Annotated in this window: 22 protein-coding genes; 6 read left to right on the top strand and 16 right to left on the bottom strand. The window is 73.8% G+C overall.

The window, feature by feature from the left end:
• The first annotated feature begins 22 nt into the window (after positions 1-22).
• On the top strand, positions 23-913 hold the full coding sequence (locus tag ACZCLJ_RS14880; RefSeq protein ID WP_463104284.1) for a MerR family transcriptional regulator: 891 nt from the start codon (positions 23-25) through the stop codon (positions 911-913).
• The gene (locus ACZCLJ_RS14875; RefSeq protein ID WP_463104283.1) at positions 910-1,860 is read left to right on the top strand and encodes a transglutaminase-like domain-containing protein; all 951 of its coding nucleotides are present in this window, start codon (positions 910-912) and stop codon (positions 1,858-1,860) included. The genes ACZCLJ_RS14880 and ACZCLJ_RS14875 overlap by 4 nt, the downstream gene beginning before the upstream one ends.
• 32 nt (positions 1,861-1,892) lie before the next feature.
• On the opposite strand, the gene ACZCLJ_RS14870 is transcribed toward ACZCLJ_RS14875, so the two are convergent.
• The 6 genes from ACZCLJ_RS14870 to ACZCLJ_RS14845 all read right to left on the bottom strand — a co-directional run bounded on the left by ACZCLJ_RS14870 (position 1,893) and on the right by ACZCLJ_RS14845 (position 9,382).
• On the bottom strand, positions 1,893-3,803 hold the full coding sequence (locus tag ACZCLJ_RS14870) for an outer membrane protein assembly factor BamB family protein (protein WP_463104282.1): 1,911 nt from the start codon (positions 3,801-3,803) through the stop codon (positions 1,893-1,895).
• A gap of 38 nt (positions 3,804-3,841) precedes the next feature.
• On the bottom strand, positions 3,842-4,561 hold the full coding sequence (locus tag ACZCLJ_RS14865; RefSeq protein ID WP_463104281.1) for an ABC transporter ATP-binding protein: 720 nt from the start codon (positions 4,559-4,561) through the stop codon (positions 3,842-3,844).
• Positions 4,548-5,597: an ABC transporter ATP-binding protein gene (locus tag ACZCLJ_RS14860; RefSeq protein ID WP_463104280.1), complete on the bottom strand. Its 1,050-nt coding sequence runs from the start codon at positions 5,595-5,597 to the stop codon at positions 4,548-4,550. The genes ACZCLJ_RS14865 and ACZCLJ_RS14860 overlap by 14 nt, the downstream gene beginning before the upstream one ends.
• The gene (locus tag ACZCLJ_RS14855; protein ID WP_463104279.1) at positions 5,594-6,961 is read right to left on the bottom strand and encodes a branched-chain amino acid ABC transporter permease; all 1,368 of its coding nucleotides are present in this window, start codon (positions 6,959-6,961) and stop codon (positions 5,594-5,596) included. The genes ACZCLJ_RS14860 and ACZCLJ_RS14855 overlap by 4 nt, the downstream gene beginning before the upstream one ends.
• Positions 6,958-8,016, bottom strand: coding sequence for a branched-chain amino acid ABC transporter permease (locus ACZCLJ_RS14850; RefSeq protein WP_251149713.1), 1,059 nt, complete (start codon positions 8,014-8,016; stop codon positions 6,958-6,960). Before ACZCLJ_RS14850 ends, ACZCLJ_RS14855 begins: the two co-directional genes overlap by 4 nt.
• 115 nt (positions 8,017-8,131) lie before the next feature.
• A complete protein-coding gene (locus tag ACZCLJ_RS14845) occupies positions 8,132-9,382 on the bottom strand; it encodes a branched-chain amino acid ABC transporter substrate-binding protein (RefSeq protein ID WP_251149712.1) in 1,251 nt (416 codons plus the stop codon).
• Positions 9,383-10,253: 871 nt separating this feature from the next.
• On the opposite strand from ACZCLJ_RS14845, the gene cspE reads away from it, so the two are divergent.
• Together cspE and ACZCLJ_RS14835 are read left to right on the top strand one after the other, a co-directional pair.
• Positions 10,254-10,457 carry a transcription antiterminator/RNA stability regulator CspE gene (gene cspE / locus ACZCLJ_RS14840; RefSeq protein ID WP_047231069.1) on the top strand — a complete coding sequence of 68 codons (204 nt, stop codon included), beginning with the start codon at positions 10,254-10,256 and terminating at the stop codon, positions 10,455-10,457.
• 238 nt (positions 10,458-10,695) lie between these two features.
• Positions 10,696-11,472, top strand: coding sequence for a hypothetical protein (locus ACZCLJ_RS14835; protein ID WP_463104278.1), 777 nt, complete (start codon positions 10,696-10,698; stop codon positions 11,470-11,472).
• On the opposite strand, the gene ACZCLJ_RS14830 is transcribed toward ACZCLJ_RS14835, so the two are convergent.
• Positions 11,469-15,503 carry a TM0106 family RecB-like putative nuclease gene (locus tag ACZCLJ_RS14830; RefSeq protein ID WP_463104277.1) on the bottom strand — a complete coding sequence of 1,345 codons (4,035 nt, stop codon included), beginning with the start codon at positions 15,501-15,503 and terminating at the stop codon, positions 11,469-11,471. The two genes, ACZCLJ_RS14835 and ACZCLJ_RS14830, sit on opposite strands and share 4 nt — an antisense overlap.
• 76 nt (positions 15,504-15,579) lie before the next feature.
• Positions 15,580-17,355 (bottom strand): SpoIIE family protein phosphatase, encoded by a 1,776-nt coding sequence (locus ACZCLJ_RS14825; protein WP_463104276.1) that lies wholly within the window; start codon positions 17,353-17,355, stop codon positions 15,580-15,582.
• A gap of 140 nt (positions 17,356-17,495) precedes the next feature.
• Between ACZCLJ_RS14825 and ACZCLJ_RS14820 the strand changes: the two genes are divergently transcribed.
• Complete coding sequence (locus tag ACZCLJ_RS14820) at positions 17,496-18,326, top strand: DUF1090 domain-containing protein (RefSeq protein ID WP_251152675.1); 831 nt, start codon at positions 17,496-17,498, stop codon at positions 18,324-18,326.
• 2 nt (positions 18,327-18,328) lie between these two features.
• On the opposite strand, the gene ACZCLJ_RS14815 is transcribed toward ACZCLJ_RS14820, so the two are convergent.
• Entirely contained in the window at positions 18,329-18,769 is a 441-nt protein-coding gene (locus tag ACZCLJ_RS14815; RefSeq protein WP_251152676.1) for an SRPBCC family protein, read from the bottom strand.
• A 166-nt stretch (positions 18,770-18,935) separates the two neighbouring features.
• Here ACZCLJ_RS14815 and ACZCLJ_RS14810 point away from each other — a divergent pair, with 166 nt between their 5' ends.
• On the top strand, positions 18,936-19,142 hold the full coding sequence (locus tag ACZCLJ_RS14810) for a hypothetical protein (RefSeq protein ID WP_251152677.1): 207 nt from the start codon (positions 18,936-18,938) through the stop codon (positions 19,140-19,142).
• Between the two features lie 9 nt (positions 19,143-19,151).
• On the opposite strand, the gene ACZCLJ_RS14805 is transcribed toward ACZCLJ_RS14810, so the two are convergent.
• The 7 genes from ACZCLJ_RS14805 to ACZCLJ_RS14775 form a co-directional block, all read right to left on the bottom strand.
• Entirely contained in the window at positions 19,152-19,916 is a 765-nt protein-coding gene (locus ACZCLJ_RS14805; RefSeq protein ID WP_251153031.1) for an amino acid ABC transporter ATP-binding protein, read from the bottom strand.
• Between the two features lie 68 nt (positions 19,917-19,984).
• Complete coding sequence (locus ACZCLJ_RS14800) at positions 19,985-21,025, bottom strand: amino acid ABC transporter permease (protein ID WP_463104275.1); 1,041 nt, start codon at positions 21,023-21,025, stop codon at positions 19,985-19,987.
• 136 nt (positions 21,026-21,161) lie between these two features.
• A complete protein-coding gene (locus ACZCLJ_RS14795) occupies positions 21,162-22,112 on the bottom strand; it encodes an ABC transporter substrate-binding protein (RefSeq protein ID WP_251152679.1) in 951 nt (316 codons plus the stop codon).
• Between the two features lie 196 nt (positions 22,113-22,308).
• Positions 22,309-22,476: a methionine/alanine import family NSS transporter small subunit gene (locus tag ACZCLJ_RS14790; RefSeq protein ID WP_251152680.1), complete on the bottom strand. Its 168-nt coding sequence runs from the start codon at positions 22,474-22,476 to the stop codon at positions 22,309-22,311.
• Positions 22,473-24,071: a sodium-dependent transporter gene (locus ACZCLJ_RS14785; protein WP_463104274.1), complete on the bottom strand. Its 1,599-nt coding sequence runs from the start codon at positions 24,069-24,071 to the stop codon at positions 22,473-22,475. The genes ACZCLJ_RS14790 and ACZCLJ_RS14785 overlap by 4 nt, the downstream gene beginning before the upstream one ends.
• Positions 24,072-24,200: 129 nt before the next feature.
• Positions 24,201-25,514: an FAD-binding protein gene (locus ACZCLJ_RS14780; RefSeq protein ID WP_463104273.1), complete on the bottom strand. Its 1,314-nt coding sequence runs from the start codon at positions 25,512-25,514 to the stop codon at positions 24,201-24,203.
• Positions 25,515-25,554: 40 nt separating this feature from the next.
• On the bottom strand, positions 25,555-26,190 hold the full coding sequence (locus tag ACZCLJ_RS14775; protein WP_463104272.1) for a hypothetical protein: 636 nt from the start codon (positions 26,188-26,190) through the stop codon (positions 25,555-25,557).
• Between the last annotated feature and the right edge of the window lie 14 nt (positions 26,191-26,204).

The raw sequence follows: 26,204 nt of genomic DNA, 5'->3' as shown, positions 1-26,204 counted from the left end.
CCCGCGCCGTACGCTCGGGCCCGTGCACACGGACCGGAGCGCCGCGCACCCGAGCCCCGCGGCGGGCGAGCTGACGAGCGGCGCCATGGCCCGCGCGTCGGGCCTGTCCCCGAAGGCCTTGCGCCTCTACGACGCGAACGGGCTCCTCGCCCCCGTGCGCGTCGACCCGCGTACCGGGTACCGCGCGTACGCCGCCGCGCAGGTCGCTCGAGGTCGCTCGATCGCGCTGCTGCGCCGCCTCGACATGCCGCTCGCCACGATCGCGGACGTGCTCGACGCCGGCCCCGACCGTGCGCGCGACGTCCTCCTCGCGTGGTGGTCCGCGCACCAGGCCGAGCTCCTGGCGCGCCGCGACACCCTCCACGCCGCCGCTCGGCAGATCGGCGCGCTGCCGGAGCCGGCACCGGCGCGAACACCCGGCACGGTGCGCGAGCGCCGCTGCCCCGCGCGCAAGGTCGCGACCGTCGCAGCGCTCGTCGACCAGGAAGGCCTCGTCCCGCGGTTCACCGCGGACGTGCTCGGCATCCGTGCGCACCTCGACGCGCAGCGCGCGACGTGGGGCTCGGAGCACTGGGTCGTCTACCACGAGCCGCCGGGAGCGGCGGCGCCCGGCCGGATCGAGACGTGCGTCCCGTACGAGGGGACGGTCGACCCGGCGGAAGGCGTCGCCCTGCGCGTCGAGCCCGCGCGCACCGAGCTGGTCGTCCCCGTGCCGGCGGTCGACTGCCGGTACCCGCAGATCCTCGCGTACAGCGGTGCGGTCCTCGCGGCGGCCCGCGAGCGCGGGGGGCCCGCGGGCCCGACGCGCGAGGTCTACCCGGTGCCGTGGTCGACCGACGACGACGCGCTCGTCGCCGAGGTCGTCGTCCCGGTTGACCCTGCCCCAGGGGCAGACCGCACCGTGTCGTCATGAACCTCGCCGACTACGCCACCCACAGCCCGTACTCCGACCCCGGGCCGCACGCGACCCTGCTCGACGCCGTCCCCACCGACCCGGCGAGCCTGCACGCGGCGGTCACGGCCGCCGTCGTGCACTACCGGGCCGGGGCGACCCCGCCCACGCCCGACCAGCTCGCCGACGTCGACGGACGCTGGGTCGAGACCATCCTCGACACCGCGACCCGGCGCGCTCCCGGCCGCGCGCTCACCGACCCGCGCGACCCCGCCCAGCAGGTCGGCGGCTGCTGCCGCGACCACGCGCTGCTCGCGGTGGCGATCCTGCGCGAGCACGGGATCCCGGCGCGCACGCGCCTCGGGTTCGCCGGCTACCTCGACGAGGGCTTCCGCACCGACCACGTGGTCGCGGAACGCTGGGAGCCCGGGCGGTGGGTCCGGTTCGACCCCGAGCTGGCCGCCGGCTCGCGCGCGTTCGACGTCCACGACCTCGCCACGGGCGAGGGCGCACCCTTCGAGACCGCCGCGGAGGCCTGGCTCGCGTACCGCGAGGGCCGCACGGACCTTGCCGCCTACGGCGTCGCGCCCGGCCTCCCGGAGCTCGGCGGGCCGACGATCGTGCAGCGCTACGTGCTCGGCGACCTCGCCCACCGGATGCGGACCGAGCTGCTCCTGTGGGACGCGTGGGGAACGTCGCGGTTCTTCCGGTCCCCGGTCGACCCCCGGGACGCCGCGCTGACCGACCGCGTCGCGCGCCTCGTCGTCCGCGCCGACGCCGGGGACACCGCGGCCGAGCTCGAGCTCGAGGCGCTGTGGGCCGCCGACGACGCACGACTGCGCCCCGGGCCGGTCGTCTCCACGTGGTCCCCGGCGGGACGCTTCGGCTCGACGGACCTCACCGGCCGGACGACGGCCTGGCACGTCACCGGGGAACCCGGGAGCCGCCTGCTGGTGACGCACGAGTGACCGCGCCTCGACGACGCTCAGCGGAGCGACGCTCAGCGGAGCAGTGCGACCGTGCGCTCGCCGACGGACACGAGGCGCCCCTCGACGCTGAGGTACGACCACGCGTCGGGCAAGCCCTCCTCGGTCCACAGCACCCGGCCGTCGGTGAGGTCGATCGCGACGAGAGCCGCCGCCGGCGCAGCCGTGCTCAGGACGAGGAGCGCGGTACGACCGTCGGTGAACGCCTGCATCACCGAGCCCGACGAGAAGCCCGACCCGCCGAGCCCTGACGGCTCGACGCTCCACCGGGTCCGCCCCGTCGCGGGGTCGAGGGCCGCGAGCGCGCCCCGCACCGACACGAGGACGGCGTCGGCCGTCGCGACGAGGACCTGCTCGGGCGTGCCCGCGGTGTCCGGCTCCCACAGCTCGGCGCCCGACCCGTCGAACGCGGCGATCGTCAGACCCGTCTTGACGAAGCGCAGCTCCGACCGGCCGTCGGTCGCGAGCGGCGGCACGAGCAGGCCCGGCGCCTCCCAGGCGACCGACCCGTCGGCCGCGAGGAGCGCCGACCGCAGCGGATCTCCCGACTCGTCGTACAGGCCCGAGCCGCCGTACATCACCGAGCCGCCGGACGGGTCCCGCAGGTAGCCGTCGCCGTGCGCGAAGGTGACGTCCCCGACGACGGCCGGGTCGTCGGTGCGCACGCCGTCGGCGGTGAACGACGCCGTGACGCCGCAGCCCTGCACGTGCACCGCACGGTGGGTGCCGAAGCCCCACGCCTGGTCGAGGTCGACCGTCGCGACCTCCTCGCCGCTGCCCTCCGAGACACCCCACTGGGCGCACTCGTACGACGCCTCGTCACGCATCCTGGCGGGGACCACCGCGCTCCACCGGAGGTCGCCGCTCGCCACGTCCTGGAGCGCGAGCGCGACGTCGGGCGGGTCCCCGGAGACCGGGACGAACCCGGTGGACTCGTCGACAGGCACCCTCTCGCCCTGCTGCTCCGCCGCCGGACCGATGCGGCCGACCCAGAGCAGCGTCCCGTCGGGGCCCGCGGACGGGCGGATCCAGCGGACCTCACCGGGACCTGCGCCGTCGACCGGCCCGGAGGGCGGGCCGAGCTCCCGGGCCGCCTCGATCGTGCCGTCAGCGGCGAGCACCGCGACGGGCACCGGGTCCCAGTCCTCAGCCGGGCTCGCCACGGAGACCGCGACGTCGAAGGACGGCACGCACGTCGACGACTCCTCGACGTCCACGGAGACCGCGGAGTACCACTGGGCGAGCGTGCCGCACGAGGTCGGCCCGTCGAACGTCGTCCGCCATGCCTCCTGGCCCGAGTCGAGGTCGTACCCGACGACGTCGTTCCCGTCGTTCGCGACGAGCGCACCCGGCATCACACCGAGCGGCTGACCGGCGAGCTCGATGTCGAGCTCCCACGCGACGCGCGGCGCGTCGCCGATCGGTGCGAGACCTCCGGGCGCGTCGCGCAGTCGCGCCGTCTGCACGTGCTGCGTGACCGCGTCGACCGCCGTCATCCCGCCGAGCACGAGCACGACGGCCGCTGCGGTGCCCACGACCGCACGGCGGCGCCGGGGCGACCGGGGCGTCGGCTCCGCGGCCTCACCGTCCGGGCCGTGTCCGTCCGGGCCGTCGCCGTCCGGTCCGTCGCCGTCCGGGCCGTCGCCGTCCGGGCCGTGTCCGTCCGCTCCGTCGCCGTCCGGGCCGTCGTCGCCCGTGCCGTCGCCGAAGCGCCTGCCGTCGTCTCCGGCGAGACCGTCGAGGATCGCGCCTGCGTCGACGTCTTCGTGCGCCCGGACGCCGGGGCCGGCCCCACCTGTCCAGTGGACGCGTCCCGCAGACCCGGCGGACGACGGCCCGTCCAGCTCGGGCTCGTCGTCGAACCCGTCGTCGACGAGCTCGAACGTGTGGCGGTCGGCAGCGGCCGCGCGGCGTCGCAGGGGCACGAGACGATGGTAGGCGCGCTCGGCGTCGCTCGCGGACGTCAGGCGACGCCCAGGTACGCCTCCTTGATGCTCGAGTCCGCAAGGAGCTCCTTGCCGCCGCCGGTGCGGACGACCTCACCCGTCTCCAGGACGTACGCGCGGTGGGACCGCGAGAGCGCCTGCTGGGCGTTCTGCTCCACGAGGAGGACGGTCGTGCCCAGGGCGTTGATCTCCGAGATGATCCGGAAGATCTGCTGGATCACCATCGGGGCGAGGCCCATCGACGGCTCGTCGAGGAGCATCAGCCGCGGGCGCGCCATGAGGGCGCGCCCGATGGCGAGCATCTGCTGCTCGCCGCCGGACATCGTGCCACCCACCTGGTCCTTGCGCTCAGCGAGGCGCGGGAACAGCTCGAACACCCGGTCGAGGGTCTCGTCGTGCTCGGCCTTGGTGGCGAAGGTGCGGGAGTACGCGCCCATCTCGAGGTTCTCGATCACCGTCATGCCCGGGAAGATGCCCCGACCCTCCGGCGCCTGGACGATGCCTTCGAGCACGCGCAGGTGCGCCTTCATGCGCGTGATGTCCTTGCCGTCGAAGATGATCCGCCCGCGCGCGACCGGCCGGATGCCCGAGATCGCGCGCATCGTCGTGGTCTTCCCGGCGCCGTTCGCGCCGATGAGCGTGACGAGCTCGCCCTCCTCCACCGTGATGGAGATCCCCCGGACCGCCTCGATGCGCCCGTAGGCGACGGTCACGTCCTGCAGCTCAAGCAGTGGCATCGCCGCTGCCTCCTTCGTCCGTGGTGGCGGCGTCCCCGACCAGCTCCTCGTCCGGGACCCCCAGGTAGGCGGCGATGACCTTCGGGTCGCTCGTCACCTCGTCGGGAGTGCCGTCCGCGATGACCCGGCCGAACTCGAGCACGACGATCCGGTCCGTGACACCGCGTACGAGGCGCATGTCGTGCTCGATGAGCAGCACCGTGTAGCCGTCGTCGCGGATGTGGCGGATGAGGTCCATGAGGGCCTCCTTCTCCGCCGGGTTGAAGCCCGCCGCAGGCTCGTCGAGGCACAGCAGCTTCGGCTCCGTGGCGAGCGCGCGGGCGATCTCCAGACGGCGCTGGTCGCCGTAGGAGAGGTTGCGCGCCTTCTCCGTCGCCCGGCCGCCGACCCCGACGAACTCGAGGAGCGCCATGCCGCGGTCGATCGCGTCACGCTCCTCGCGGCGGTGCCGCGGTGAGCGGAACAGCGCGCCCGGCACCGACGTGCGGTGCCGCGCGTCCGTGCCCACCACGACGTTCTCCAGCGCCGTCATCTCGTTGAACAGCCGGATGTTCTGGAACGTCCGGGCGATGCCGCGCTGCGTGATCTGGTACCGCTTGAGCGCGCCGAGGGGAGCGCCGTCGAACACGACCTGGCCCTTGGTGGGCCGGTACACGCCCGTCATCGCGTTGAACGCCGTCGTCTTGCCCGCGCCGTTCGGGCCGATGAGACCGAGGATCTCCCCGCGCCGGATGTCGAACGTCACGTCGTCGAGCGCGACGAGGCCGCCGAACTGGACGGTGACGTGCTCCATCTGCAGGAGCGGCTCGCCGATCTTCGCCTGGACGGCGCGGTCCGGCGCGACCATCGCGTCGACGAGCTCGGGGTCCGCCAGCTCGGGTCGCACGGACTCGACGTCGACGATGACCGGCTCGTCCAGGACCGCGCCCGGCATGTACGTGTCGGGGCGGGTGGAGTCGGCGCGGCCGGAGGCGGCGAGGTGCTCGTCGCCGTGCTCGCCACCGGCCCCGATGCCGCCCGGGTCGTGGGTGCTCATCGGGTCTCCTCCCCGCTCGTGGTCGCCGTGCCGCTCACCGTGCCGCTCGTCGTGCCACCGGTGCCCGACGCCGCTGCGGGCGCCGGAGCGCCCGGGCGTGCCGCGCCGCCGGCTCCGTTCCCGGAACGGGCCAGCCGGCGTGCCGCGACGTAGAGCTCGCGGCCGTAGGTGAGCAGCTTCTGCCGGACGGGGATCAGGCCCTGCGGCCGGAAGATCATCAGCACCACGAGCGCGATGCCGAAGAACAGGTACCGGTAGCTCGCGATCTCGTTGCCGTTGATCGGGATGCCGAAGATCTCGGTCCTGCCGAGGAAGAAGTTCGGCAGGTACACGATGATGAACGCGCCGAGGATGACGCCGAGCTTGTTGCCCTGGCCACCGAGCACGACGGCGCAGAGGAAGAGCACGGAGTTGATGACGTTGAAGTTCGTCGGGATGACGAACTGGACCTGTCCCGCGTAGAGCGCACCCGCGACGCCGCCGATCGACGCGCCGATGATGAACGCCCACAGCTTGAAGCGGAACGTGGGGACGCCCATGATCTCCGCCGCGTCCTCGTCCTCACGGATCGCGACCCAGGCGCGGCCGACGCGCGACCGCTCGAGGTTCCCGACGAAGAGCAGCGAGATGACGATGAAGACGAGGCTCACCCAGTACCACCACACGCCCGAGTTGAGCGTGCCGCTCGCGTTGCCCGCGGAGAAGACGCCGTTGGGCAGGTCCTCCGTGACGCCGAGCCGGGGGTAGGCCACGCCGCGCAGGCCCTGGCCACCACCCGTCAGCTCGTCGAGGTTGTCGGCGAGCAGGCGCACGATCTCGCCGAACCCGAGCGTGACGATCGCGAGGTAGTCCCCGCGCAGGCGCAGGGTCGGCGACCCGAGGATCAGTCCGGAGATCGCCGTGATCGCGACGGCGATCGGGAGCGCGGCGAGCCAGGCCCACTCGGTCGCGAGCCACTCGTCCGTCTGGTTCCACGGGCTGTCCGGGCTCGTGAGGATCGCGACGGTGTACGCGCCGATCGCGTAGAAGCCGACGTACCCGAGGTCGAGCAGGCCCGCCTGGCCGACGACGACGTTCAGGCCGATCGCGATGAGCGCGATCATGCCGAACTGCGCCATGACGCCGCCGAAGTTCGTGCCCACCGTGGTCAGCACGGGGATGTTGAGGATCGGCACGAGCGCGATGAAGATCAGGAACGGGACGCCCGCCGCCCACTGGGCGGGGCGCGGGAGCGCGTCCCACCAGAGGCGGAAGCTGTCCCCGACGCCGCCGTGCGGGCGGTCCTTGGTCGCCGTGCGCCCGGCGGGCGGCAGCTGGACCGGCGCGCCGCCGCCGGGCTGGGGTGCTGGTGTCGACGTGCTCATGCGCGGGCCCTCCCCAGCGACTCCCCGAGGATGCCCGTCGGGCGGAACATCAGGACGATGATCAGCAGGGCGAAGGCGACGACGTCGCGCCACTCCGTGCCGAACACGACCTGGCCGTAGTTCTCCATGACGCCCAGGATCAGACCGCCGAGCAGCGCGCCGCGCAGGTTGCCGATCCCGCCGAGCACCGCGGCGCAGAAGGCCTTGATGCCGAGGATGAACCCGCCGGAATAGATGATCCCGTTCGGCACGCGCAGCGTGTAGAGCAGCGCCGCGGCACCCGCGAGGATGCCGCCGATGAGGAACGTCAGCATGATGACGCGCTCGCGCGAGACGCCCATGAGGGTCGCGGTGACCGGGTCCTGCGCGACGGCGCGGATGCCGCGCCCGAACTTCGTCCGGTTGATGAACATGTCCGTCGCCAGCGCGAGGACGAGCGCGGACAGGATGATCACCAGCGTGATGTTCGTGACGGGAGCGCCGCCGATGGTGAACTGCACCTCCGGCTGCACGAGCCGGATGGGCTGCTCCGCGTTGACGCCGCCGAGCGTGCCGCCCGTGAGCTTCGGCAGCACGAAGTGCACGAACTCCTGGAGGATGAACGACATGCCGATCGCCGTGATGAGGAACACGAGCGAGGGTGCGCCGCGCTTGCGCAGAGGTCGGTACGCGACGCGCTCGAGCCCGACGGCCGTGCCGCCCGCGACGAGCATGCCGCCGAGCATCGCGATCCCGAGGTAGAGCACGGTGAGCGCGATGCCCTTGTCGTACGCGTCGCCGCTCGGGTAGAAGCCGAGCAGCAGGAGGGTCGCGTACTGCCCGAACATCCCGAGCATGAAGACCTCGGAGTGGGCGAAGTTGATGAGCCGCAGCACGCCGTAGACGAGCGTGTAGCCGACGGCGACGAGCGCGTAGATCGCGCCGTACGTGAGGCCCTCGATGGTGAGGCCCCAGAAGTTGCGGCCGAGGGCGGCGAGGTCGAAGTCGATGAGCGACTGGTGGACGAGGGGACCGGCGGTCGCGCTGGCGAGCAGCGCGTCGGCAAGAGCGGGCATGACGCTCCCTGGATTCTGGCTCGGATCGTGCGAGGTCGTGGTCCACGACGGGGCGCCCCGCCCGCTGGGCCCCGCAGGTGGCGGGGTGCGGGGCGAGGCGCCCGTCGTCGTCGGACTACTGGACCTCGTAGATCCAGATGAGGGCGGAGGCGAGCTCGCCCATGTCGTCCCACTCGTAGTTGCGGGCGAGGCCCTCACCGGAGTAGTTCGCGACGTAGTCGATCATCGCGGCGCGGTCGGTGACGCCCGACGCGATGCCGGTCAGCATGATCGTGGCGAGGTCGTAGCCCTCGACCGAGTAGACGCCCGGCGCCTGGCCGGCCGACTCCTCGTACGTCGCCGCGAAGTCGTCGGGCGCGGGACCGCACGGGCACGAGAGGATCGCGCCCTCGGACGCGGCGCCCGCCTGCTCGACGAACTGCGGGTCGTTCGTGCCGTCCGCCGAGACGAACGGGAGGTCCACCCCGCCGTCGCGCAGGCCCTGCACGAACGGTGCCGCCTCCGCGTAGTAGCCCGCGTAGAACACCGCGTCCGCGTCGGCGCCCGCGATGATCTGGACCGCTGCGGAGAAGTCCTTGTCACCGGTCTTCACCTCGGCGGCGCAGTCCGGGTTCGCCGCGTCGCCGAGACCGGTCGTGATCTGCTCGGCGAGGCCGATGCCGTAGTCGGAGTTGTCCGCCACGACGCAGACGCTCGCGAACTCCTGGGTGTTCACCAGGTACTTCGCGACCGACGGACCCTGCACGGCGTCGTTCGCGAGGCCGCGGAAGAAGTTGGTCCAGCCGTTGGCCGTGAGGTCGGGGTTCGTGGCCGACGCCGTGAGGGACAGCAGGCCGGCCTGGTTGAACACGTCGCCCGTCGCGGCCGTCTCACCCGAGAAGGCCGGGCCGAGGAGCCCGATGACGCTCTCGTCGCCGACGATCTGCGGTGCGACCTGCGTCGCCTTCTGCGGGTCGCCCTCGGTGTCGAACGGCTTGAGCTCCACCTGGCAGCCCGGGTTCGCCTCGTTGAACGCGTCGACGGCGACCTGAGCGCCGTACTGGATGTTGAGACCGAGCGCGGCGTTCGGTCCCGTGAGGGCCCCGGCCATCGCGATCGCGGTGCCCTCCGCGCACTCCGCGCTGCCGTCGCCGGCCGGGTCGACGGCGTCTCCACCCGCCTCGGCCTCGACCTCCGCGCCCTCGATGTCGATCTGCACGGAGGGGACGATGCCGAGCTCCCCGGAGTCCGCGTCGCTGGTCTCCGTCGAGGTCTCGGTCGTCTCGTCGTCGCCGCCCTGGGACTGGGGTCCGCAGGCGGTCAGGACGAGGGTGGCCGCGAGGAGCAGGGCAGCACCCCCGCTCGCCCGTCGTGCTGTGCGATGCATGCCAACCTCCGTGGTCCAGATCCCCGCGGAGGTGGCGTGAGCCGCACGCCTCCACGGTCGATCGCTGAGTTCAACACTGAATAGCGTGCTGAATAGTGACACAGGTCACCGACAGTCGAAACCCGCCTGCGGACCGCCACCCGGAGGTCCCCGCGCTGCGGCAGGGACCTCCGGCCCGGCAAATCCGCGGGAGGGGGCGCTCTCCGCGTACCTGGGTGCGGCGAACCTAGGCGCGTCGGGTTTCACGGACGGCTACCAGTTGTTACCGACTCGTAACGCGCAGGTCTCTGTTCGGACCGGTGCTGGTACGGCGGTACCAGCCATCGTCGGGCAGCGACCGGAGCCCGCCCGTACGGCGGAGCGATCGGCGCCGCATCGACGCGGCGGCACTTCCGCTGGCCGGTCCGCGCGCCGTCGCGGTCTCCGGGACCGGGGGCGCACCCGGCCGCGCACGCTCGCACCCGACGGCGGCGCTCGCCTCGGCGACGACCACGCGGTGCGCTCGGGACGGGCCCGGTCTCCGCTCGATCCGGTCCCGCGGGAGCGGGCGAAGCCGCTGATGAGGCCCCGGGGCGAGGTCGACCGGAGGCGTGTCGTACCGGTCGTCGAGCTCCGGTCGACGCCTCGGAGACGAGCCGACGCGCGGCCCGGGGACTCTCTCACGAGAAGTCTCCAGATCCATAGCCAGGAACGGACGAAGGCTGTACGGTTGTGCGCGAGATTGCAGTGCCTCGCTTGTCCTCGCGCTGAGGTGACACCCTCGGGTGGAGCCCCGGCGGACCTTGTTACCCCAAGAGTTGACGACGAACACCTGTGATGTACGCCCCCGCGACCGTGGGGGGTGAAGGTTGACACTCTTGAAGGAGTAACCATGGCTACCGGAACCGTGAAGTGGTTCAACAGCGAGAAGGGCTACGGCTTCATCGCCCCCGAGGACGGCTCGGCCGACGTGTTCGCGCACTACTCCGCGATCCAGTCGCAGGGCTTCCGCACGCTGGAGGAGAACCAGCGTGTCGAGTTCGACGTCACGCAGGGCCCGAAGGGCCCGCAGGCGGAGAACATCCGCGCGATCTGATCTCCCGCGGCCGTCAGGCTGCGTGAACTGATCTGACGAGTGCCCCTCGACCTCCGGGTCGGGGGGCACTCGTGCGCCCGGGCCAGGCCGGTCGCGCCGAACCCCGGGTCGTGCGGCACGGACCGGCCCTGGTGACCTGCAACCCCGGGCTCGGCAGGGTCGAGGAACCGGTCGCGACCCGTGCTCGTTCCCCGAGTGGTGGGTGGACGCCCGCCGACGACGACCCCGGAGGACGAACATGGGATTCCTCGACCGACTTCTCGGCCGCGAGCCGCGCGACGCGCAGGGCGGCCCCTCCGCCCAGGGCGGCTACGGCTCGCCCTCGCAGCAGCCGGACCGATACCCCACGCAGTACCCCCCGGGCGGTCCCGCCTACGGCACGCCCGACGACGCCGCGCCGGCTGCGCCGGGTGTGCCGGGTGCGCCGCGCACGCCGGACCAGGTCGCGATCGACCGGTACCGGTACATGCTTCGCACGGCGCCGCCGGACGCCGTCGAGCAGGCGCACGCGGAGGCGTTCGCACGGCTCACGCCCCAGCAGCGGAGCCAGGTCCTCGCCGAGCTCGGCGCGGCCGTGCCGCCCGCGGAGCGCGCCCTCACCGACAGGCCCCAGGACCTCGCACGCATGGCGACGCGCGCCGAGATGCGTCAACCGGGCACCCTGGAGCGCTCGTTCGGCGGCCGGACCGGCGGAGCGCCGGGGTTCGGCTCGATGGTCGGCTCGAGCCTGCTCGGGACCGTCGCGGGCGTCGTCATCGGCTCGGCCGTCGCGAACGCGATGTTCGGACCCGCGTTCGGCGACCCCTCGCAGCCGGTCGCGGAGGACGCCGCTGCGGCATCGGGTGGCGAGGACCCGGGCGCGGGCGAGGGTGGCGACGCCGGTGCCGGCGACGCGGGCGCCGTCGAGGCGTCCGGCGCCGACCCTGGTGCCGGTGCCGACCCGGGTGGTGACGGCGGCTTCGGGGACTTCGGCGGCGGGTTCGACGACTTCGGCGGCGGGTTCGGCGAGTTCTAGAGGTCCGGACCGCCCTGCTCGTCGACGACGACGGGCGGGGCGGCGCCCAGCCCGAGGAACGCTCCCAGCTCCTCGATCCCTCGGGGCGTGCTCGGCGCGTAGTCCGTGAGCGCGGGCGACCGGACGACGACCGCCGCCCACTGCGCCCGTGACACGGCGACGTTGATCCGGTGCCGCGAGAGCAGGAAACCGAGGCCGCGCGAGGCGTCCCGTGCGGACGACGCGGCGAGGGTCACGACGACGACCACCGCCTCCTTGCCCTGGAAGCGGTCGACGGTCCCGACCTGGACGTCCGGATACCCGGCGGCGGCGAGCGCCGACCGGACGGCCCAGACCTGCGCGTTGTAGGCGGCGACGACGAGGACGTCCGCCTGCCCGAGCGGTCGGACCACCTCGCGCCCGTCGACCGACGTGGTCCACGACCGCCCGACGAGGCGCTCGACCTGCCGGACGACCTCGGCCGCCTCCTCGCGGGACCGGACACCGTTGCCCGCGTGCTCGACGAGCACCTGCTCGATCCCGGGCGGCACACCGTCGAGCAGGCGCTGCGCGGCGACCGGCTGGGCGCCCAGCCGGTCCTCGTAGGAGAGGGTCGAGACCGCCGCCGCGAGCCGCGGGTGCAGGCGCCACGTGCGGGCCAGGAAGTACCCGAGCTCGTCGGGCAGGACGCGGTGACCGTCGGCGAGCCAGCCGAGCGCGGACCGGTCGACGGGCTCCGGGTGGGTGCCCTGGCTCACCTGGGGCAGCTGCTGCGGGTCGCCGAGCAGCAGGAGGTTGCGCGCGGCGCGGGCGACGGCGACCGTCGCGGCGAGCGAGAACTGCCCCGCCTCGTCGACGACGAGGAGGTCGAGCGTGCCCTCGGGGAGCCGCTCGGCCGAGAAGTCCCACGCGGTGCCTCCGACGACGCGCGGGCCCGGCTCCGTCGCGAACGTCGAGAGCGCGCCGCCGTCGAGCTCCGCGCACACGGCGGTGGGCGACGGCCCGTCGCCCGAGAGCTTCTTCGCGACGATGCCTGCCGGCACGCCGGCCTTCTCGACGACGGCGCGCAGCATGTTCTCGACGACGGCGTGCGACTGCGCGACGACCCCCACCCGCCACCCGCGTTCCACGAGGCGCGCGATCACGTGCGAGCCGACGTACGTCTTGCCCGTCCCGGGTGGGCCCTGCACCGCGACGTACGACCGGTCGAGCCGCTCGACGGCGGCCGTGACTGCGCCGACGAGGTCGTCACCGACCGGACGCGGCAGCGCACCCGCCCCGACGAGCCGCGGAGGACGGCGCAGCAGCACGTCCGACGCCGCGTCGAGCGGCAGCGCTCCGGTCTCGCGCCAGGTCTCGAGCGCACGACGCGCAGCGCCGGCGACGGCCGCCTCGAGCGGCCCGGTCTGCGGGCCGGGGGACGGCGTGAGCGCCATCGGGAGCGCGGAGAAGGGGTCGGCCTTGCGCCGCGCCCCTTCGCGGACCTCGAGGACGTCCCGCTCCCCCGCAGGCGTGGTGCGGCGACCCACGCCGACGATCGTGGCTCCGCCCCCCCAGCCGCGCACGCCGTCGGCAGACGTCTGCGCGCCCGGCGGCAGCGGGGCGTCGTACAACAGGTAGGGCGAGACGCCGACGCGCAGGTCGGTGCCCTCGGGCAGCCGCCCGACGAGCTCGAGCCGCCGCGACGACGTCTGGCGCCCCGGCTCGACCTCCCACCCCCTCACGACCTCCGCCTGCTCGACGAGGAACGCGTTCCGGCGCCCCGGCCACTCCTCCACGGGGAGCGCGAGGCGCGCGAAGTGCTCCTGCCAGAACGGCTTGGCCTCCCGGCGGTGGTACCCGACGGCGGCCCCGTACATCGCGAGCGCCTGCATCCCGGCATCGCGCCCGGCCCGGCCCTCCCCCACGACCTCCCGGATCTCCGCCTCGAGCGCGAGCGCGACCTCCTTCGCCCCGGGCTCGCCACCCGCGGCGACGCCGTCCCCGGACCCAGCCGCGGACCCACCACCGGCCGTCGCCCCGCCCACCGACCCGCCGGAGGGGGCGACACCGTCACCGGACCCAGCCGCGGACCCACCACCGGCCGACGCCCCGCCCACCGACCCACCGGAGGGGGCGACACCGTCACCGGAGCCACTCGCGGACCCACCACCGGCCGTCGCCTCGCCCACCGACCCAGCGGCCGAGGTGACGTCCGCAGCGGGGTCGGAGGAGGCGCGCGCCGTCGTGGCGGGCCTGGCGGGAGCGTCCGAGGAACGAGGACGCGGATGGTAGACGGCGCGCGCCTCCTCCGGCCCCGCACCCGACCCGGCCACGACCTCGGACCCGGACGCGGACGCGGACGCGGACGCGGACCGAGCGACGGCCCACCGCAACCACTCGAGCAACCGCAACGTCGACACGCAGTCGTAGCGGTTGTAGTCCTCGATCCCGCGGAGCAGCTCGTCGGCCTCCCCGTGCCGGCCGGCGTCGCGCAGGCCGGTGTACTCGGCGTAGGCCACGATCGACGCCGCGGCGTCCTTCACGTCGCCGCCGCGGAGCTCGTCGCCCATGTACAACGGCTCGAGCTTCTTGAGCGAACGGGACGGGTCGGAGATGCGCAGAGCCGGTCGCACGACCGCGTAGAGGTCGACGAGCACGCCGTCGCGCAGCAGGTCGTCGACCTCCTCCTCGTACACGCCGTGCCGCGCGGCGATGGACAGCAGGTGAGTCTTCTCGTAGTCGGCGTAGTGGTAGACGTGCAGGTCCGGGTGCTCGCGGCGCCGCGCGTTCACGTGGTCGACGAACGCGACGAGCGCGTCGCGCTCGGACGCGAGGTCGTGCGCCCACAGCGCGTGGGAGGGCGGAGGACCCTCCGGGTCGACGGGTCGCTCGACCCAGCCGAAGAGGTAGTCGATGCCCCAGCTCGTGCCGTCGGCATCCACCCACAGCGGGTCGCCCTCGAAGTCGAAGAAGAGGTCGCCCGCGCTGGGCGCGGGGAGCGCGTGGACGGGCGCGGGGTCGTCGATGCGCCACGAGAGCTCGCGCGGGCCGGACGCGTCCGCCCAGACGACGGTCCCGTCCGCGGTGCCGGTGCCGAGCTGGAGGGCCGCCTGGTCGCGGACGCGCCGGAACGACGACGCGGTCATCCCTTCGGGGGGCTCCGTCGCGGCGGCGAGCTGGTCGGCGGTCCGGATGCCGGCTGCGTTCAGGAGCGTGCGCTGCCGCTCGTACACGCCGCCGACGAGCAGGACGTCGCGCCGGGCCTCGACCTGCTCGCGGCACGCGTCGCAGCGCCCGCAGGAGCGGACCTCGGGGTCGTCCCAGGGTGCACGTCCGTCGCGCGCGAGGTGCGTGTCGGTGAGCCGCAGCAGGCGGTCCCGGCGCGCCCGGAACACGGGCAGGAGGTCGGCGAGCCGGTGGGTGCTGCGGGAGCACGTGCCGAGGACGAGCACGACCTCGGGAGCCACGGGGACGTCCGCCGCGAGGAGCTGGTCGGCGTACGCGGCGAGCTGCAGGAGCGCGGGCACCTTCGCGCGGCGCGCGAGCTTGGCGTCCATGACGGCGTACCGCGGGGGTTCCCCGGCGCGCCGTGCGGGACCGCCCACGTCGCCGGGCTCGGGGACCCGCACGAGGAAGTCGGCCCGGCCGTGGAACGTGCCGTCGAAGAACGCCGCCTGGTGCACGACGTCCGCGCCGCCCTCGACCGCGGCGAGCGTGCGGAGGTGCGCTGCGACGAGGTCGTCCCAGGAGCCGTGCCGCGGCGGCTCGATCCGCAGCACCCCGCGGCCGGTCGCGGGGTCGTACGCGCCGTGGCGTGCCTCGAGGTCGGCGAGGACCGCGTCCTCGTGCCGTCGGCCGAGGGTCGCGGCGCGGTCCAGCATGACGTCCTGGGCGTGCTCGCGCTGGGGCGCGCGACCGAGCTGCTCGTCGAGGCGGCTCAGGAGCCGGTACTCGCACCCGGCGGCCACGACCAGGTCGCTCGCGGAGTGCACGACGGCGGTCGTCGTCACCCCCGTCGCCGGCGCTCCGCCCGGCACGGCGCCGCTCGTCGGCTCGTCGACCAGGAACACGCGCACCTCCGTGCTCGGACGGCACCGGCGTGCTGGTGAGCGGCCGGCGAGCCGGTCGTCCCGGCTGCTGCCCGTTCTACCAGCGGCCACCCACGCCGGCCGCCGCGCCGATCGCGCCCTCGACACCGTCCTGCCCGCCGGCCGGTCCGTCGACGCCGCGACGTCCGGTGACCGCCTCGGTGCCGGTCGCCACGTGTGCCGGCACCGCGTACACGACGACCGCCACGTCGTCGCGCGCCGCGTCCCCGACGAGCCGGACGAGCAGCGCGTCGGCCACCTCGGTGGTGGGGCGTTCGCGCACGGTCCGCGACGCCACGTCCGCGAGTCGCGCGAGCCCTTCGCGCAGGCTCTCGCCACGACGCTCGACGAGCCCGTCGGTGTAGAGGACGAGCACGTCGGACGCCTCGAGCGCGGTGCTGGTCTCCGTGCGGCCCGCGGACGTCGCGAGGGTGAGCGGGGCGCCCCGACCTCCGGCGAGCCAGTGTGCCGCGCCGTCGCGCACGACCAGCCCGGGCGGGTGACCCGCGGACGACCACGTGAGCGTGCCCGTGGTCTCGTCGACGACGCCGCACAGCACCGTCGTGTACTCGGCGCCCGGCAGCTCCGCGGCGAACCGGTCGAGCGCCGCGAGCGTCGCGGCAGGTCCCTGGTCGTCGAGCAGGAGCGCGCGCCCCGCGCTGCGGAGCTGGCCCATGCGAGCGGCGGAGTGCAGCCCGTGCCCGACGCAGTCGCCGACGAGCACGCCCCACCGCCCGTCCCCGAGCGGCACGACGTCGTACCAGTCGCCGCCCACCGCGTACCGGTCGTCGGCGGGCTGGTAGCGCGTCGTCCATCGCGAGGTGGTGAGCTGCGGGGGCAGCATCGCGAGCTGGAAGGCCTCGCTCGCCGCGCGCGCCTCGCGGACCTCGCGCTCGTGCCCCACCCGGTCGCGCACCGCCGAGGCGAGGGTGGCGGCGACCAGGCGCAGGAAGTCGAGCGCGGCGGCGTCGACCGGACGCGTCCGGACGGCCTCCAGCAGGACGACGCCGAGCGGCGCAGCGGTACCCGGCCCGTGCAGGGGCGCGACGAGCGTCGCGCCGAGCGTGCGCGCGACGCCGTCCTCCAGCACCTCGCGCGCGACCGCGCGCAACGGGCCCGTGGCCGTGGGAGCCGGGTCGGACGACGGCGCCCGGTAGGCGGCGGGCCGCTCGGCCGTCGCTGCGACGACGACGACGTCCTCGCCCTCCCCGCTGCGCGCCCACACCTCCGCCCCGACGAGGTCGGCGCTCGTGGCGACCTCGTCGACGAAGGTCCGGGCCAGCTCGTCGACCCGGTGCGTCCGGTCCTGCAGCGCGAGCGAGAGCCGGCTCAGCAGCAGCATCCGACGACGGTCGACCACGCGGTCCGTCGTCTCCGTGGCGATGTCGAGCACGCCGCGCACGACGCCGTCGTCGTCCTCGAGCGGGCTGTAGGAGAACGTGAAGTAGGTCTCCTCGACGTAGCCGGATCGCTCCATGAGGAGCTTCGCGTCGACGGTCCAGGTGGGACGGCCCGACGCCAGCACCTGGTCGAACAGCGGCCCGATGTCGTCCCAGATCTCGCCCCAGACCGCCCGGGCGGGCGCTCCCATGGCGGCGGGGTGCTTGTCCCTCCCCAGCATCTCCCGGTAGCCGTCGTTGTAGATCATCGTCAGCTCGGGCCCCCACGTCAGCATCACGGGGAAGCGGGTGCTGAAGCACAGCACGAACGCCGCCCGGAGCCCGTGCGGCCACGTCGAGGGCCGGCCGAGGGGCGTGGCCGACCAGTCGACCTCCCCGGCGAGGGAACCCGTGCTCGTGGTCGCGGTCGCGCGCGCGAACCAGTCGGGTCTCATCGCGCAAGATTATGCGGCGCGCGCCCCTGGACCGCATCCGGGCCACCCCGCGGCGGGACGGGCGATTCGTCCCGCGGAAGCCCGCTGCAGCATAGTGTTCCCGTCGATCGCGCCGACCGGCGCCCGTCGAAGGAGGTCCCATGGCCGTGCGGTTCACGCCGCCCCCCGGTTGGTCGGTCCCGCCAGGCTTCACGCCGACGACCGACTGGCACCCGGACCCGTCGTGGCCCCCGGCGCCGCCCGGGTGGGTGTTCTGGGTCGACGAGATCCCCGCGCCGCCCGCCCCGGAGCCGGTGCGGGCAGACGTCCCGCCGAGTCGTCGGTCGCTGCGGGAGCGCCCGTCCGGCCCCGTGCCCGTCGTCGCCGACGACGCAGCGCACCCGGTCGCGAGCTCGACGATGGTCCTGCCGAGCCTCGCCGGCCTCGCCGCCACGTCGCCGCCCCCGGCGCCCTCGGTGCCGGCCGCGCGCGGAGCGGCGGCTCCGCTCGGTCCGTTGTCGCTCCCTGCGGCCGACGACGACGACCACACCCCCGACCGGGGACGGCGCTGGCTCGTACCGAGCGCGGTCGGGCTCGCGGGCCTCGCGCTGGGCCTGCTCGTCGGCATCGGTCTCACGCTGTCGGCGCAGGGCGCCGCGCAGGAGGCGACGGCCGAGGCGGAGCGCGTGCAGGCAGAGGTGGAGGCGGAGCGGGAGCAGCTCGAGACCGAGCGCGCGGACCTGGAGGCGCAGCGCACGGAGGTCGACGCCGCACAGGCCGGTCTCGCCGAGCGCGAGGCCGCGGTGGCGAAGGCCGAGGAGGATGCCGCCACCCGCCAGAAGGAGCTCGACGACGCGACGGCAGAGCGCGAACGGCGCGACCGGGAGAACCGGGACCAGAACGGGAACGGCAACCAGGACGGGAACGGCGACCAGGACGAGGACGGCGAGGACTCCGGCTGGTCCTGGGGCGACCTCGGCAGCTGGGGCTGAGCCTATTTCTCCGGGTCGGGGTGCTCTGCGAGGAACGCGTACCGGCTGAGGATGAGCGGCCAGTCGGTGAACCGGGCACGGACGCCCTCGGTCCCCTGCGCCCACCCGCCGTGCTCGACGCGCACGGCCGTGCCGTGCCGCGTCGCGCGCAGGTCCACCCGCACGAGCGACTCCCGGCCCGACGGCTGGGCGAGCGTGAAGGTGTGGGCGAGGTGCGCCGTCGGCTCCCAGAGCGTGACGCGCCCCCACTCGTGCTCGACCGCGCCGTACGACGCGACGAGCCGGCCTCCGACGACCGGCTCCACGGCGAGGCCCGAGAACGTCGCGGCGTGCGCCGTGTACTGCGGCGGCCACCACTCGCCCATGCGCCGCGCGTACGTGTCGAACGCGGTGTCGACGGGGCACGCGAGACGCAGCTCGTGGACGATCGGGGCGAGGCTCATCGGACCTCCCGTGGATCCCGGGCGCGGGGGACGCGCCCATCGAACCGCGCCCCGGCCCGGACCGCCACCCGGCGACGGTGGCCCCTGCACGGTTGCGCACGACGTCGTCACCGACACGTCACCGCTTCCGGTCGCGCCCTTCACGCCCATCACGGAGAGTTGTCGGGTGCGCAGGACCGACACCAGAACCAGTGACAGCGAGACCCCGATCTTCGACGCCCTCGTCGTCGAGCACGAGAACCAGCTCCCGCTCCTCCACCTGGGCCGGGCGCTCAGCGGAGAGATGGTGACGGTCGCCCGTCCGGTCGGCCTCGAACCCCGGATCGTCCCGTCGGAGGACGTGCCCGTCCTGCCGCGCCGTCGGGCCTCCTGACCCCGCTCCCTACAGCACGTGCGCGAGGAACCCCTTCGTGCGCTCGTGCTGCGGGTCGCCGAGCACCTGGTCGGGCGTGCCCTGCTCGACGATGACGCCCTCGTCCATGAAGACGACGGTGTCGGCCACCTCTCGCGCGAACCCGATCTCGTGCGTGACGACCATCATCGTCATGCCGGAGCGCGCGAGGTCGCGCATGACGGCGAGCACCTCGCCGACGAGCTCGGGGTCGAGCGCGGACGTCGGCTCGTCGAACAGCATGAGGTCCGGGTCCATCGCGAGCGCCCGCGCGATCGCGACGCGCTGCTGCTGACCGCCCGAGAGCTGCGCCGGGTAGTGGTCGGCGCGGTCGGAGAGGCCGACGCGCTCGAGCAGCTCGTTCGCGCGGGCCCGCGCCTCCGCCCTGCTGAGCCCACGCACCTGGACTGGCGCCTCCATGACGTTCTCGAGCGCCGTCATGTGCGGGAACAGGTTGAAGCGCTGGAACACCATGCCGATCCGGGCGCGCTGGCGCGCGACGACCCGCGGGTGCAGGCGGTGCAGCACGGTCCGTCCGTTCTTCGTGACCTCGCGGTAGCCCATGAGCTCTCCCGCGACGCGGATGCGCCCGCCCGTGATCTCCTCGAGCTCGTTGACGCACCGCAAGAGCGTGGACTTGCCGGAGCCCGAGGGCCCCAGCACGACGCACACCGAACCGCGCGGCACGTCGAGGTCCACGCCGCGCAGGACGTGCAGGTCGCCGAACATCTTGTGCAGGCCCTCGACCTGCACCATGGGCGTGTCGTCCCGCCGGGTCGGCCCCGTGCTCGACGTCGTGCCCGCTGCCGTGCCGTCCGTCCCGCTCACGGGGTCACCTCCAGGAAGGGGTCGTCCTTGGTCGTGCGGGAGGCCGCGATGAGCTCCTGCTTGCTGGGCTTGCCCCGGCGGCGCCGCCCGCCCGGGCCGCCGCCCCGTCGTCGGGCACCGGCCTGGTCGCCGAACCCGCGGCCGTAGTACCGCTCGATGTAGTACTGGCCGATCATGAGGATGCTCGTGATGAGCAGGTACCAGAACGCCGCGACCATGAGGAGCGGGATCGGCAGGAACGTGCGGTTGCCGATCGCGTTCGTCGCGTACGTGAGGTCGAGCGTGAACGGCACGGCGAGCACGAGGGACGTGGTCTTGAGCATCGAGATCGTCTCGTTGCCCGTCGGGGGCACGATGACGCGCATCGCCTGCGGCAGCACGACGCGCGTGAGGATCTTGCGGTCCTTCATGCCCAGCGCCCGCGCCGCCTCGCTCTGCCCGGGGTCCACCGACCCGAGGCCTGCGCGCACGATCTCCGCGAGGTACGCCGCCTCGTTGAGCGCGAGCCCGAACATCGCCGCCCAGAAGGCGGTGATGACGTCCTGCGTGCGGAACTCGAAGAACTCGGGCCCGAACGGGATGCCGAGGCTGAGCCGCGGATAGAGCACCGCGAGCAGGCCCCAGAACACGAGCTGGGTGTAGATCGGCGTCCCACGGAAGAACCAGATGTACGCCCAGCTCACGGAGCGCATCACCGGGTTGTCGGAGCGTCGCATGACGGCCAGCCCGACGGCGAGCACGATGGCGATCACCATCGAGCCGAACGTCAGGACGAGCGTCCACCCGACGCCGCGGATGACGTTGACGTCGCGCAGGTACAGCCACACGACGTCCCACCGGAACTTCTCGTTGGTCACGAGGCCGTGCACCGCCATCGCGGCGAGGACGAGCAGCACGACGGCCGAGATCCACCGGCCGGGGCGCGGCACCGGCCGGGCGTGGATCCGGTCGGGCACCGGGTCGGTCGACGCGTCGGGCGACCGGTCGGACGCCGCGTCGGCGGCGCGGTGCGGGGCGTTCGGTCCGGGCAGGGCCATGGGTCCACCTCGGGGTTCGGGCTCGGGTCACCGAGCGGCCGCGGCGGGTGCGTCCTCGCTCCCGCCGACGACCAGTGTGCCGGTCGCGGGCCCCGATCTGCTTCCGGGGCCCGCGACCGGCGCGGTCAGGGCAAGGTCAGCCGACCGACGGGTTGATCTCGGCGGTCTCGAGCGCGGCGTCGCCGGAGCCCCAGCCGTCGAGGACCTCCACGAGCGTCCCGTCGTCCATGAGCGTCTGGAGCGCGGCCTGGATCGCCGCGGCGAGGTCGGTGGCGTCCTTGGCGACGACGATGCCCTGCGGCGCGGCGTCGAACACATCGCCGAGCTGCTCGATCTGGCCGCCGGTCTGCTCGACGGCGTAGCCGATGACCGGGGAGTCGGCGTACATGACCTGCGCCTTGCCACCGACGAGGTTCGTCGTCGCGTCGGCCTGCGACTCGTACTGGAGGATGTCGATGGCCTCCTCGCCGGCGGTCTCGCACTCCTCGCTCTGGACGGCGATGTCCTCGTCCTGGATCGTGCCCGTCTGGACCGCGACCGTGACGCCGCACAGGCTCTCCGGGTCGATGTCGTCCGGGTTGCCCGAGGCCACCGCGTACGCGGAGCCGGCGTTGAGGAAGGAGATCATGTTCGACTCCTGCATGCGCTCCTCGGTGATCGTGAAGGAGGAGATGCCGGCGTCGTACTTGGTGCCGAGCGCGGGGATGATCGCCGGGAAGTCGGCCGACTGGATCTCGACCTCGAGGCCGAGCGTCGCGCCGACGGCCTTGATCGTGTCGATGTCGAACCCGACGGGCGTCTGCCCGTCCTCGCCGATGAACTCGGCCGGCGCGTACTCGGTGTTGGAGCCGACGGTGAGCACGCCCGCGGACGCGATCTCCTCGGGGAGCAGCGCGGCCGCCGCGTCGTCGACCTCGATGGTCGACGGGTCGAACGACGGCGCGGCGCTGGACTCGCCGTCCGTGCCCGCGGTGCTGCCGTCGGTCCCGGTCTGGGACGCGTCGGTGCACGCGGTGAGGAGGAGGGCGCTCGTCGCGGTCAGCGCGACGAGACCGGTGAGGGACGGCTTGCGCGAGGTCGTACGCATGAGGTTCTCCGATCGGGGGTGGGCCGGGCAGGGGCAGCGTATTCACCGATCGTCTCCGTCGTGTTACGTCGGCACCCGGGGGGGTGGGGGGACGTACGGGGAACAGAGGACCCGGCGGTGCGCAGCACCAGGGGACGAGTGTGCGGGAGACGGGCCCCGCACGCCAAACCGGCAGGCCCTGGCCGCCGCGCCAGCCCTACGTGTCGCGCTCCAGAGGCGCAGCGTCCTCGCGGCGGTCGTCCTCCCCGCCCGGCGGGAAGTCCGTCCGTTCCGAGCGCGCGCGCAGGGCGAGCGCGCTCGCCACGAGCCCGCCCCACACGACGACGATCGCGAGCACCAGCAGGACGATCGCCTCCGTGCTCATCGGGTCACCTCCGGCTCGGTGCGGCGGGTCGACGTCGCCCGGTCGGGCGGGAAGGGCGGCCACGCCGCGAAGTCGTCGGGGCTGCGACGCCAGCGCATCGCGGTGAGCACCGCGGCACCCACCACGATGAGCAGGACCGCGCCCCAGCCGAAGACCGCCAGGTACCACGCCGGGTACCCCTCGTAGCCGTCGGTCAGCAGCGTGACGATGCGCGACACGAGCATGTACCCGAGGACCACGGGGGCGAGCAGCCCGACGAGCCACACCCACCAGCGCCCCACCTGGAACGTCGAGACGGCGTTGAGGTGATAGCGCAGCTCCTCGCCGCGCCGCTGGACCCACACGACGAGGATCGTCGTGAGGACGGCCGACGCGACGATGCCGATGTTGTTGGCCCACTGGTCCGCGGTGTCGAGCGCGATCAGGCCGGTCGTCGTGGAGAACAGCAGGACGGACACGACGGCGCTCACGACGCCGACGCGCGTCGCCGCCCCGCGCGGGGTCCAGCCGAACTTCTCCTGGAACGCCGCGGAGACCACCTGGAGGATCGACAGCAGCGACGTGAAGCCGGCCATGGCGAGCGAGCCGAAGAACAGGGCGCCGAAGATCGGGCCGCCGGGCATCTCGGACACGATGGCCGGGAAGGTGACGAACGACAGGATCGGTCCGCTGATGCCCTCGAGCTCGCCGACGCCGATGCCCTCCTCGTGGGCGAGGAAGCCCAGCGTCGCGAACACGCCGATGCCCGCGAGGATCTCGAACGACGAGTTGGAGAACGCGACGACGAGGCCCGGCGACGTGAGGTTCGCGCGGCGCTTGCGGTACGACGCGTACGTGATCATGATCCCGAAGGCGATGGACAGCGAGAAGAAGATCTGGCTGTACGCGGCGATCCACACGTTCGCGTCGCCGAGCGCGGCCCAGTTGGGCGTGAACAGCGCGTCGAGGCCGTCGGCCGCGCCCTCGAGGAACAGCGAGCGGACCACGAGCACGAGGAACGCGACGACGAGCAGCGGCAGGAAGACGGTGTTGGCGCGCTGCACGCCCTTCGCGACACCGGCCGCCAGGACCACGATCGTCACGACCCACACGAGCACGAGCGGGATCAGCACGGCAGGGACGAAGTCGAAGGAGATGCCCGGGTCCGCGAGCTGCAGGTACTCGCCGGTGAAGAACGCGGCCGGGTCGTCGCCCCAGCGCAGGTCGAACGAGAAGACGAAGAAGCTCACCGCCCACGCGATGACCGCGGTGTAGTAGACCGCGATGACGAAGCAGATCATCACCTGGAACCAGCCGAGGCCCTCGAGCCAGCGTGCGACGCGACGGAACGCGGTCGGCGCGGAGCCGCGGAAGCGGTGCCCGAGCGCGTAGTCGAGGAACAGGATCGGGATCCCGGCGGTGAGGAGGGCGATCAGGTAGGGCACGAGGAACGCGCCACCGCCGTTCTCGTACGCCACGCCCGGGAAGCGCCAGATGTTGCCCAGCCCGACGGCCGAGCCGATCGCCGCGATGATGAAGCCGACCTGCCCGGTCCACTCCTCGCGCGGAGCGTCCTGGGCGGCCGCCCCGCCCGTCGTGCTCGGTGTCGCTGTCACAGGTCTCCTCGTGCCGTGCGGTGGCTCGCGCGTCGGCACGGAGGCGCGACGGCGGGCCGGATCGTCCGCATCGACCGTACCGAGGGCCCTCGTCGCGCGCGAACGGGGGCGGTCGCGCCCGCCCGACCCTCAGAGCGCGAGCAGGCGCTCCACGAACCCGCCGCGGAACGTCCCCGCCGGGTCGTAGCGCTCCGCGAGCGCGCGGAAGTCGGCGAGGTGCGGGTACGCGTCCGCGAGTCGCGCGAGCGCCTCCGGCGCCGCCCCGGCGGCGACCGCGTGCGACAGCTTGCCCCAGTGCGGGCGCGCCCCGAGGGGAGCGAGCGCGGCCTCGACGTCCGGCAGGAGGGCTGCGACGTCGTCGGGAAGGTTCTTCCAGGTGAAGTGGAAGCCGACCGTGGGGCCGTCGAAGGGGCTCAGCCACAGCGGCTCGCGGTCCCCCGCCACGGTCCGGATCTCGGAGACCTGGAGCAGGGGCGCGACCCGGGGGCCGAGCGCGCGCAGCGCCGCGATGCCCGCGAGCGCGTGCTCGCGCGGCACGAGGTACTCGGACTGCAGCTCCTCGCCGTTGCTCGGCGTGAAGTCGAGCCGGAAGTGCGGCAGGCGCTCGTTCCACGGGCCCGCCTCGCCGAGCTGGGGCGTGCAGTGCACCGGGTCGATGCCGTCGAGCATGTGGACGGGCGTCGTCGCGGGCCGCGCGCCGAAGAGGTCCCCCGGCGCTCCCTCCTCGCCGGGCGCGAGGCGCGTCTTGCGCCAGACCTGCTGCGCGCCGTCGGGCCCCCAGTCCGTGAAGAGGCTCACCGAGTACGCGGAGCCGGTGATCTCGTCGAGGTGGGACGTGATCGCCTCCCACGGCAGCCCGAGGTGCACGTCCTGGCGGACGTCGAACGTCGCCTCGGTCTCGAGCTCGAGGCGCGTGACGACGCCCAGCGCGCCCAGCGCCACCACGGCGCCGGGGAAGTCGGCGTCGCCCCGCCGGAGCGTGCGGACCTCGCCGCCGCCCGTGACGAGCTCGACCCCGACGACCGCGCTGGCGAGCGAGCCCACGCCGTCGCCCGAGCCGTGGGTGGCGGTGGCGACCGAGCCCGCGACGGAGATGTGCGGGAGCGATGCGAGGTTCGCGAGCGCGCGCCCTGCGCCCAGGACGTGACGCGTGACGTCGCCGTAGCGCAACCCGGCGGCGATCGACGCGACCCCGGTCGCCGGGTCGACCTCGACGGGCGGGCGTCCGTCCTCGTAGGCGTCGAGCACGACGTGCGTCCCGGTCGTGTCGGCGACGTCGTCGAACGAGTGGCGCGAGCCGAGCGCCTTGACCCGCGGGGACGTGCGGACGAGCTCGACGAGCTCGTCGGGCGTCGTCGGGCGCACGACCTCCGTCGAGGAGTACGTGAGGTTGCCCGCCCAGTTCGTGGTGCGGCTCGTGCGGGTCGTCGTCGGCGTCGTCACGGGACCACCCTGCCACGCCTGGGCGCGCCTCGACGCGAGCTCAGGTTCTCTCGACGAGCGTGACCCGCTCCTCCGCGACCACCGCACCGGTCTCGACGTCGAGCACGACGACCGTGGACGGCGGCAGGTGGTCGAGCGACGGCGCGACGTAGTCGGGGACCGGCGCGCAGGTCCGCCGGTCGAAGGTCATGAGCACCGTGCGGGTGGTCGTCTCGACCTGGGCGATCACCGCGTGCTCGAGGTCCGACAGGGGCCACTGCTCGACCGGGAGGACGTTCCCCTCCTCGTCCGCGGGAAACCTGCTCCACGGCCCTTCCATGCCCCGGTGCTCGTACTCCTCGCCGTCCTCGCCGAGGACCCTCACGGAGCCCTGCGACGGCTGGTCCGCCGACGAGCAGTCGCGGATGCCGTTCGTCGGGAGCACGGGGCGGGCCTGCTCTGCGGGCTGCGGGTCGAGAGCCTCCCCGCCGGTCCTCGGCTCGACCTCCGGGTCGGGGACGTGCCGTGCCGGACTCTCGTCGGCCGTCGCGGCGCGAGGAACCGGTGCCAGCGCCGGACCGAGCGCGAGCGCGACGCCCGCGAGGACCACGACGACTCCGCCGGCGAGCACGAGCCCGGACCGTGACGGTGTCCGCGCCGCCCCCTGCGGCGGTGCTCCCGGTCGCTCCGACGTCATCGTGCCCCCCTGGC

This window comes from Cellulosimicrobium sp. So1_17, from assembly GCF_055181235.1.
The sequence above is the reverse complement of the archived record's forward strand: the minus strand, read 5'-3'. Positions and strand labels throughout refer to the sequence as shown.

Excerpts from the sequence above, each read along its gene's own strand:
- ACZCLJ_RS14875 (WP_463104283.1), top strand. The coding sequence starts at position 910 with ATGAACCTCGCCGACTACGCCACCCACAGCCCGTACTCCGACCCCGGG.
- ACZCLJ_RS14865 (WP_463104281.1), bottom strand. The coding sequence starts at position 4,561 with ATGCCACTGCTTGAGCTGCAGGACGTGACCGTCGCCTACGGGCGCATC.
- ACZCLJ_RS14860 (WP_463104280.1), bottom strand. The coding sequence starts at position 5,597 with ATGAGCACCCACGACCCGGGCGGCATCGGGGCCGGTGGCGAGCACGGC.
- ACZCLJ_RS14855 (WP_463104279.1), bottom strand. The coding sequence starts at position 6,961 with ATGAGCACGTCGACACCAGCACCCCAGCCCGGCGGCGGCGCGCCGGTC.
- ACZCLJ_RS14850 (WP_251149713.1), bottom strand. The coding sequence starts at position 8,016 with ATGCCCGCTCTTGCCGACGCGCTGCTCGCCAGCGCGACCGCCGGTCCC.
- ACZCLJ_RS14845 (WP_251149712.1), bottom strand. The coding sequence starts at position 9,382 with ATGCATCGCACAGCACGACGGGCGAGCGGGGGTGCTGCCCTGCTCCTC.
- cspE (WP_047231069.1), top strand. The coding sequence starts at position 10,254 with ATGGCTACCGGAACCGTGAAGTGGTTCAACAGCGAGAAGGGCTACGGC.
- ACZCLJ_RS14835 (WP_463104278.1), top strand. The coding sequence starts at position 10,696 with ATGGGATTCCTCGACCGACTTCTCGGCCGCGAGCCGCGCGACGCGCAG.
- ACZCLJ_RS14825 (WP_463104276.1), bottom strand. The coding sequence starts at position 17,355 with ATGAGACCCGACTGGTTCGCGCGCGCGACCGCGACCACGAGCACGGGT.
- ACZCLJ_RS14820 (WP_251152675.1), top strand. The coding sequence starts at position 17,496 with ATGGCCGTGCGGTTCACGCCGCCCCCCGGTTGGTCGGTCCCGCCAGGC.
- ACZCLJ_RS14815 (WP_251152676.1), bottom strand. The coding sequence starts at position 18,769 with ATGAGCCTCGCCCCGATCGTCCACGAGCTGCGTCTCGCGTGCCCCGTC.
- ACZCLJ_RS14805 (WP_251153031.1), bottom strand. The coding sequence starts at position 19,916 with ATGGTGCAGGTCGAGGGCCTGCACAAGATGTTCGGCGACCTGCACGTC.
- ACZCLJ_RS14800 (WP_463104275.1), bottom strand. The coding sequence starts at position 21,025 with ATGGCCCTGCCCGGACCGAACGCCCCGCACCGCGCCGCCGACGCGGCG.
- ACZCLJ_RS14795 (WP_251152679.1), bottom strand. The coding sequence starts at position 22,112 with ATGCGTACGACCTCGCGCAAGCCGTCCCTCACCGGTCTCGTCGCGCTG.
- ACZCLJ_RS14790 (WP_251152680.1), bottom strand. The coding sequence starts at position 22,476 with ATGAGCACGGAGGCGATCGTCCTGCTGGTGCTCGCGATCGTCGTCGTG.
- ACZCLJ_RS14775 (WP_463104272.1), bottom strand. The coding sequence starts at position 26,190 with ATGACGTCGGAGCGACCGGGAGCACCGCCGCAGGGGGCGGCGCGGACA.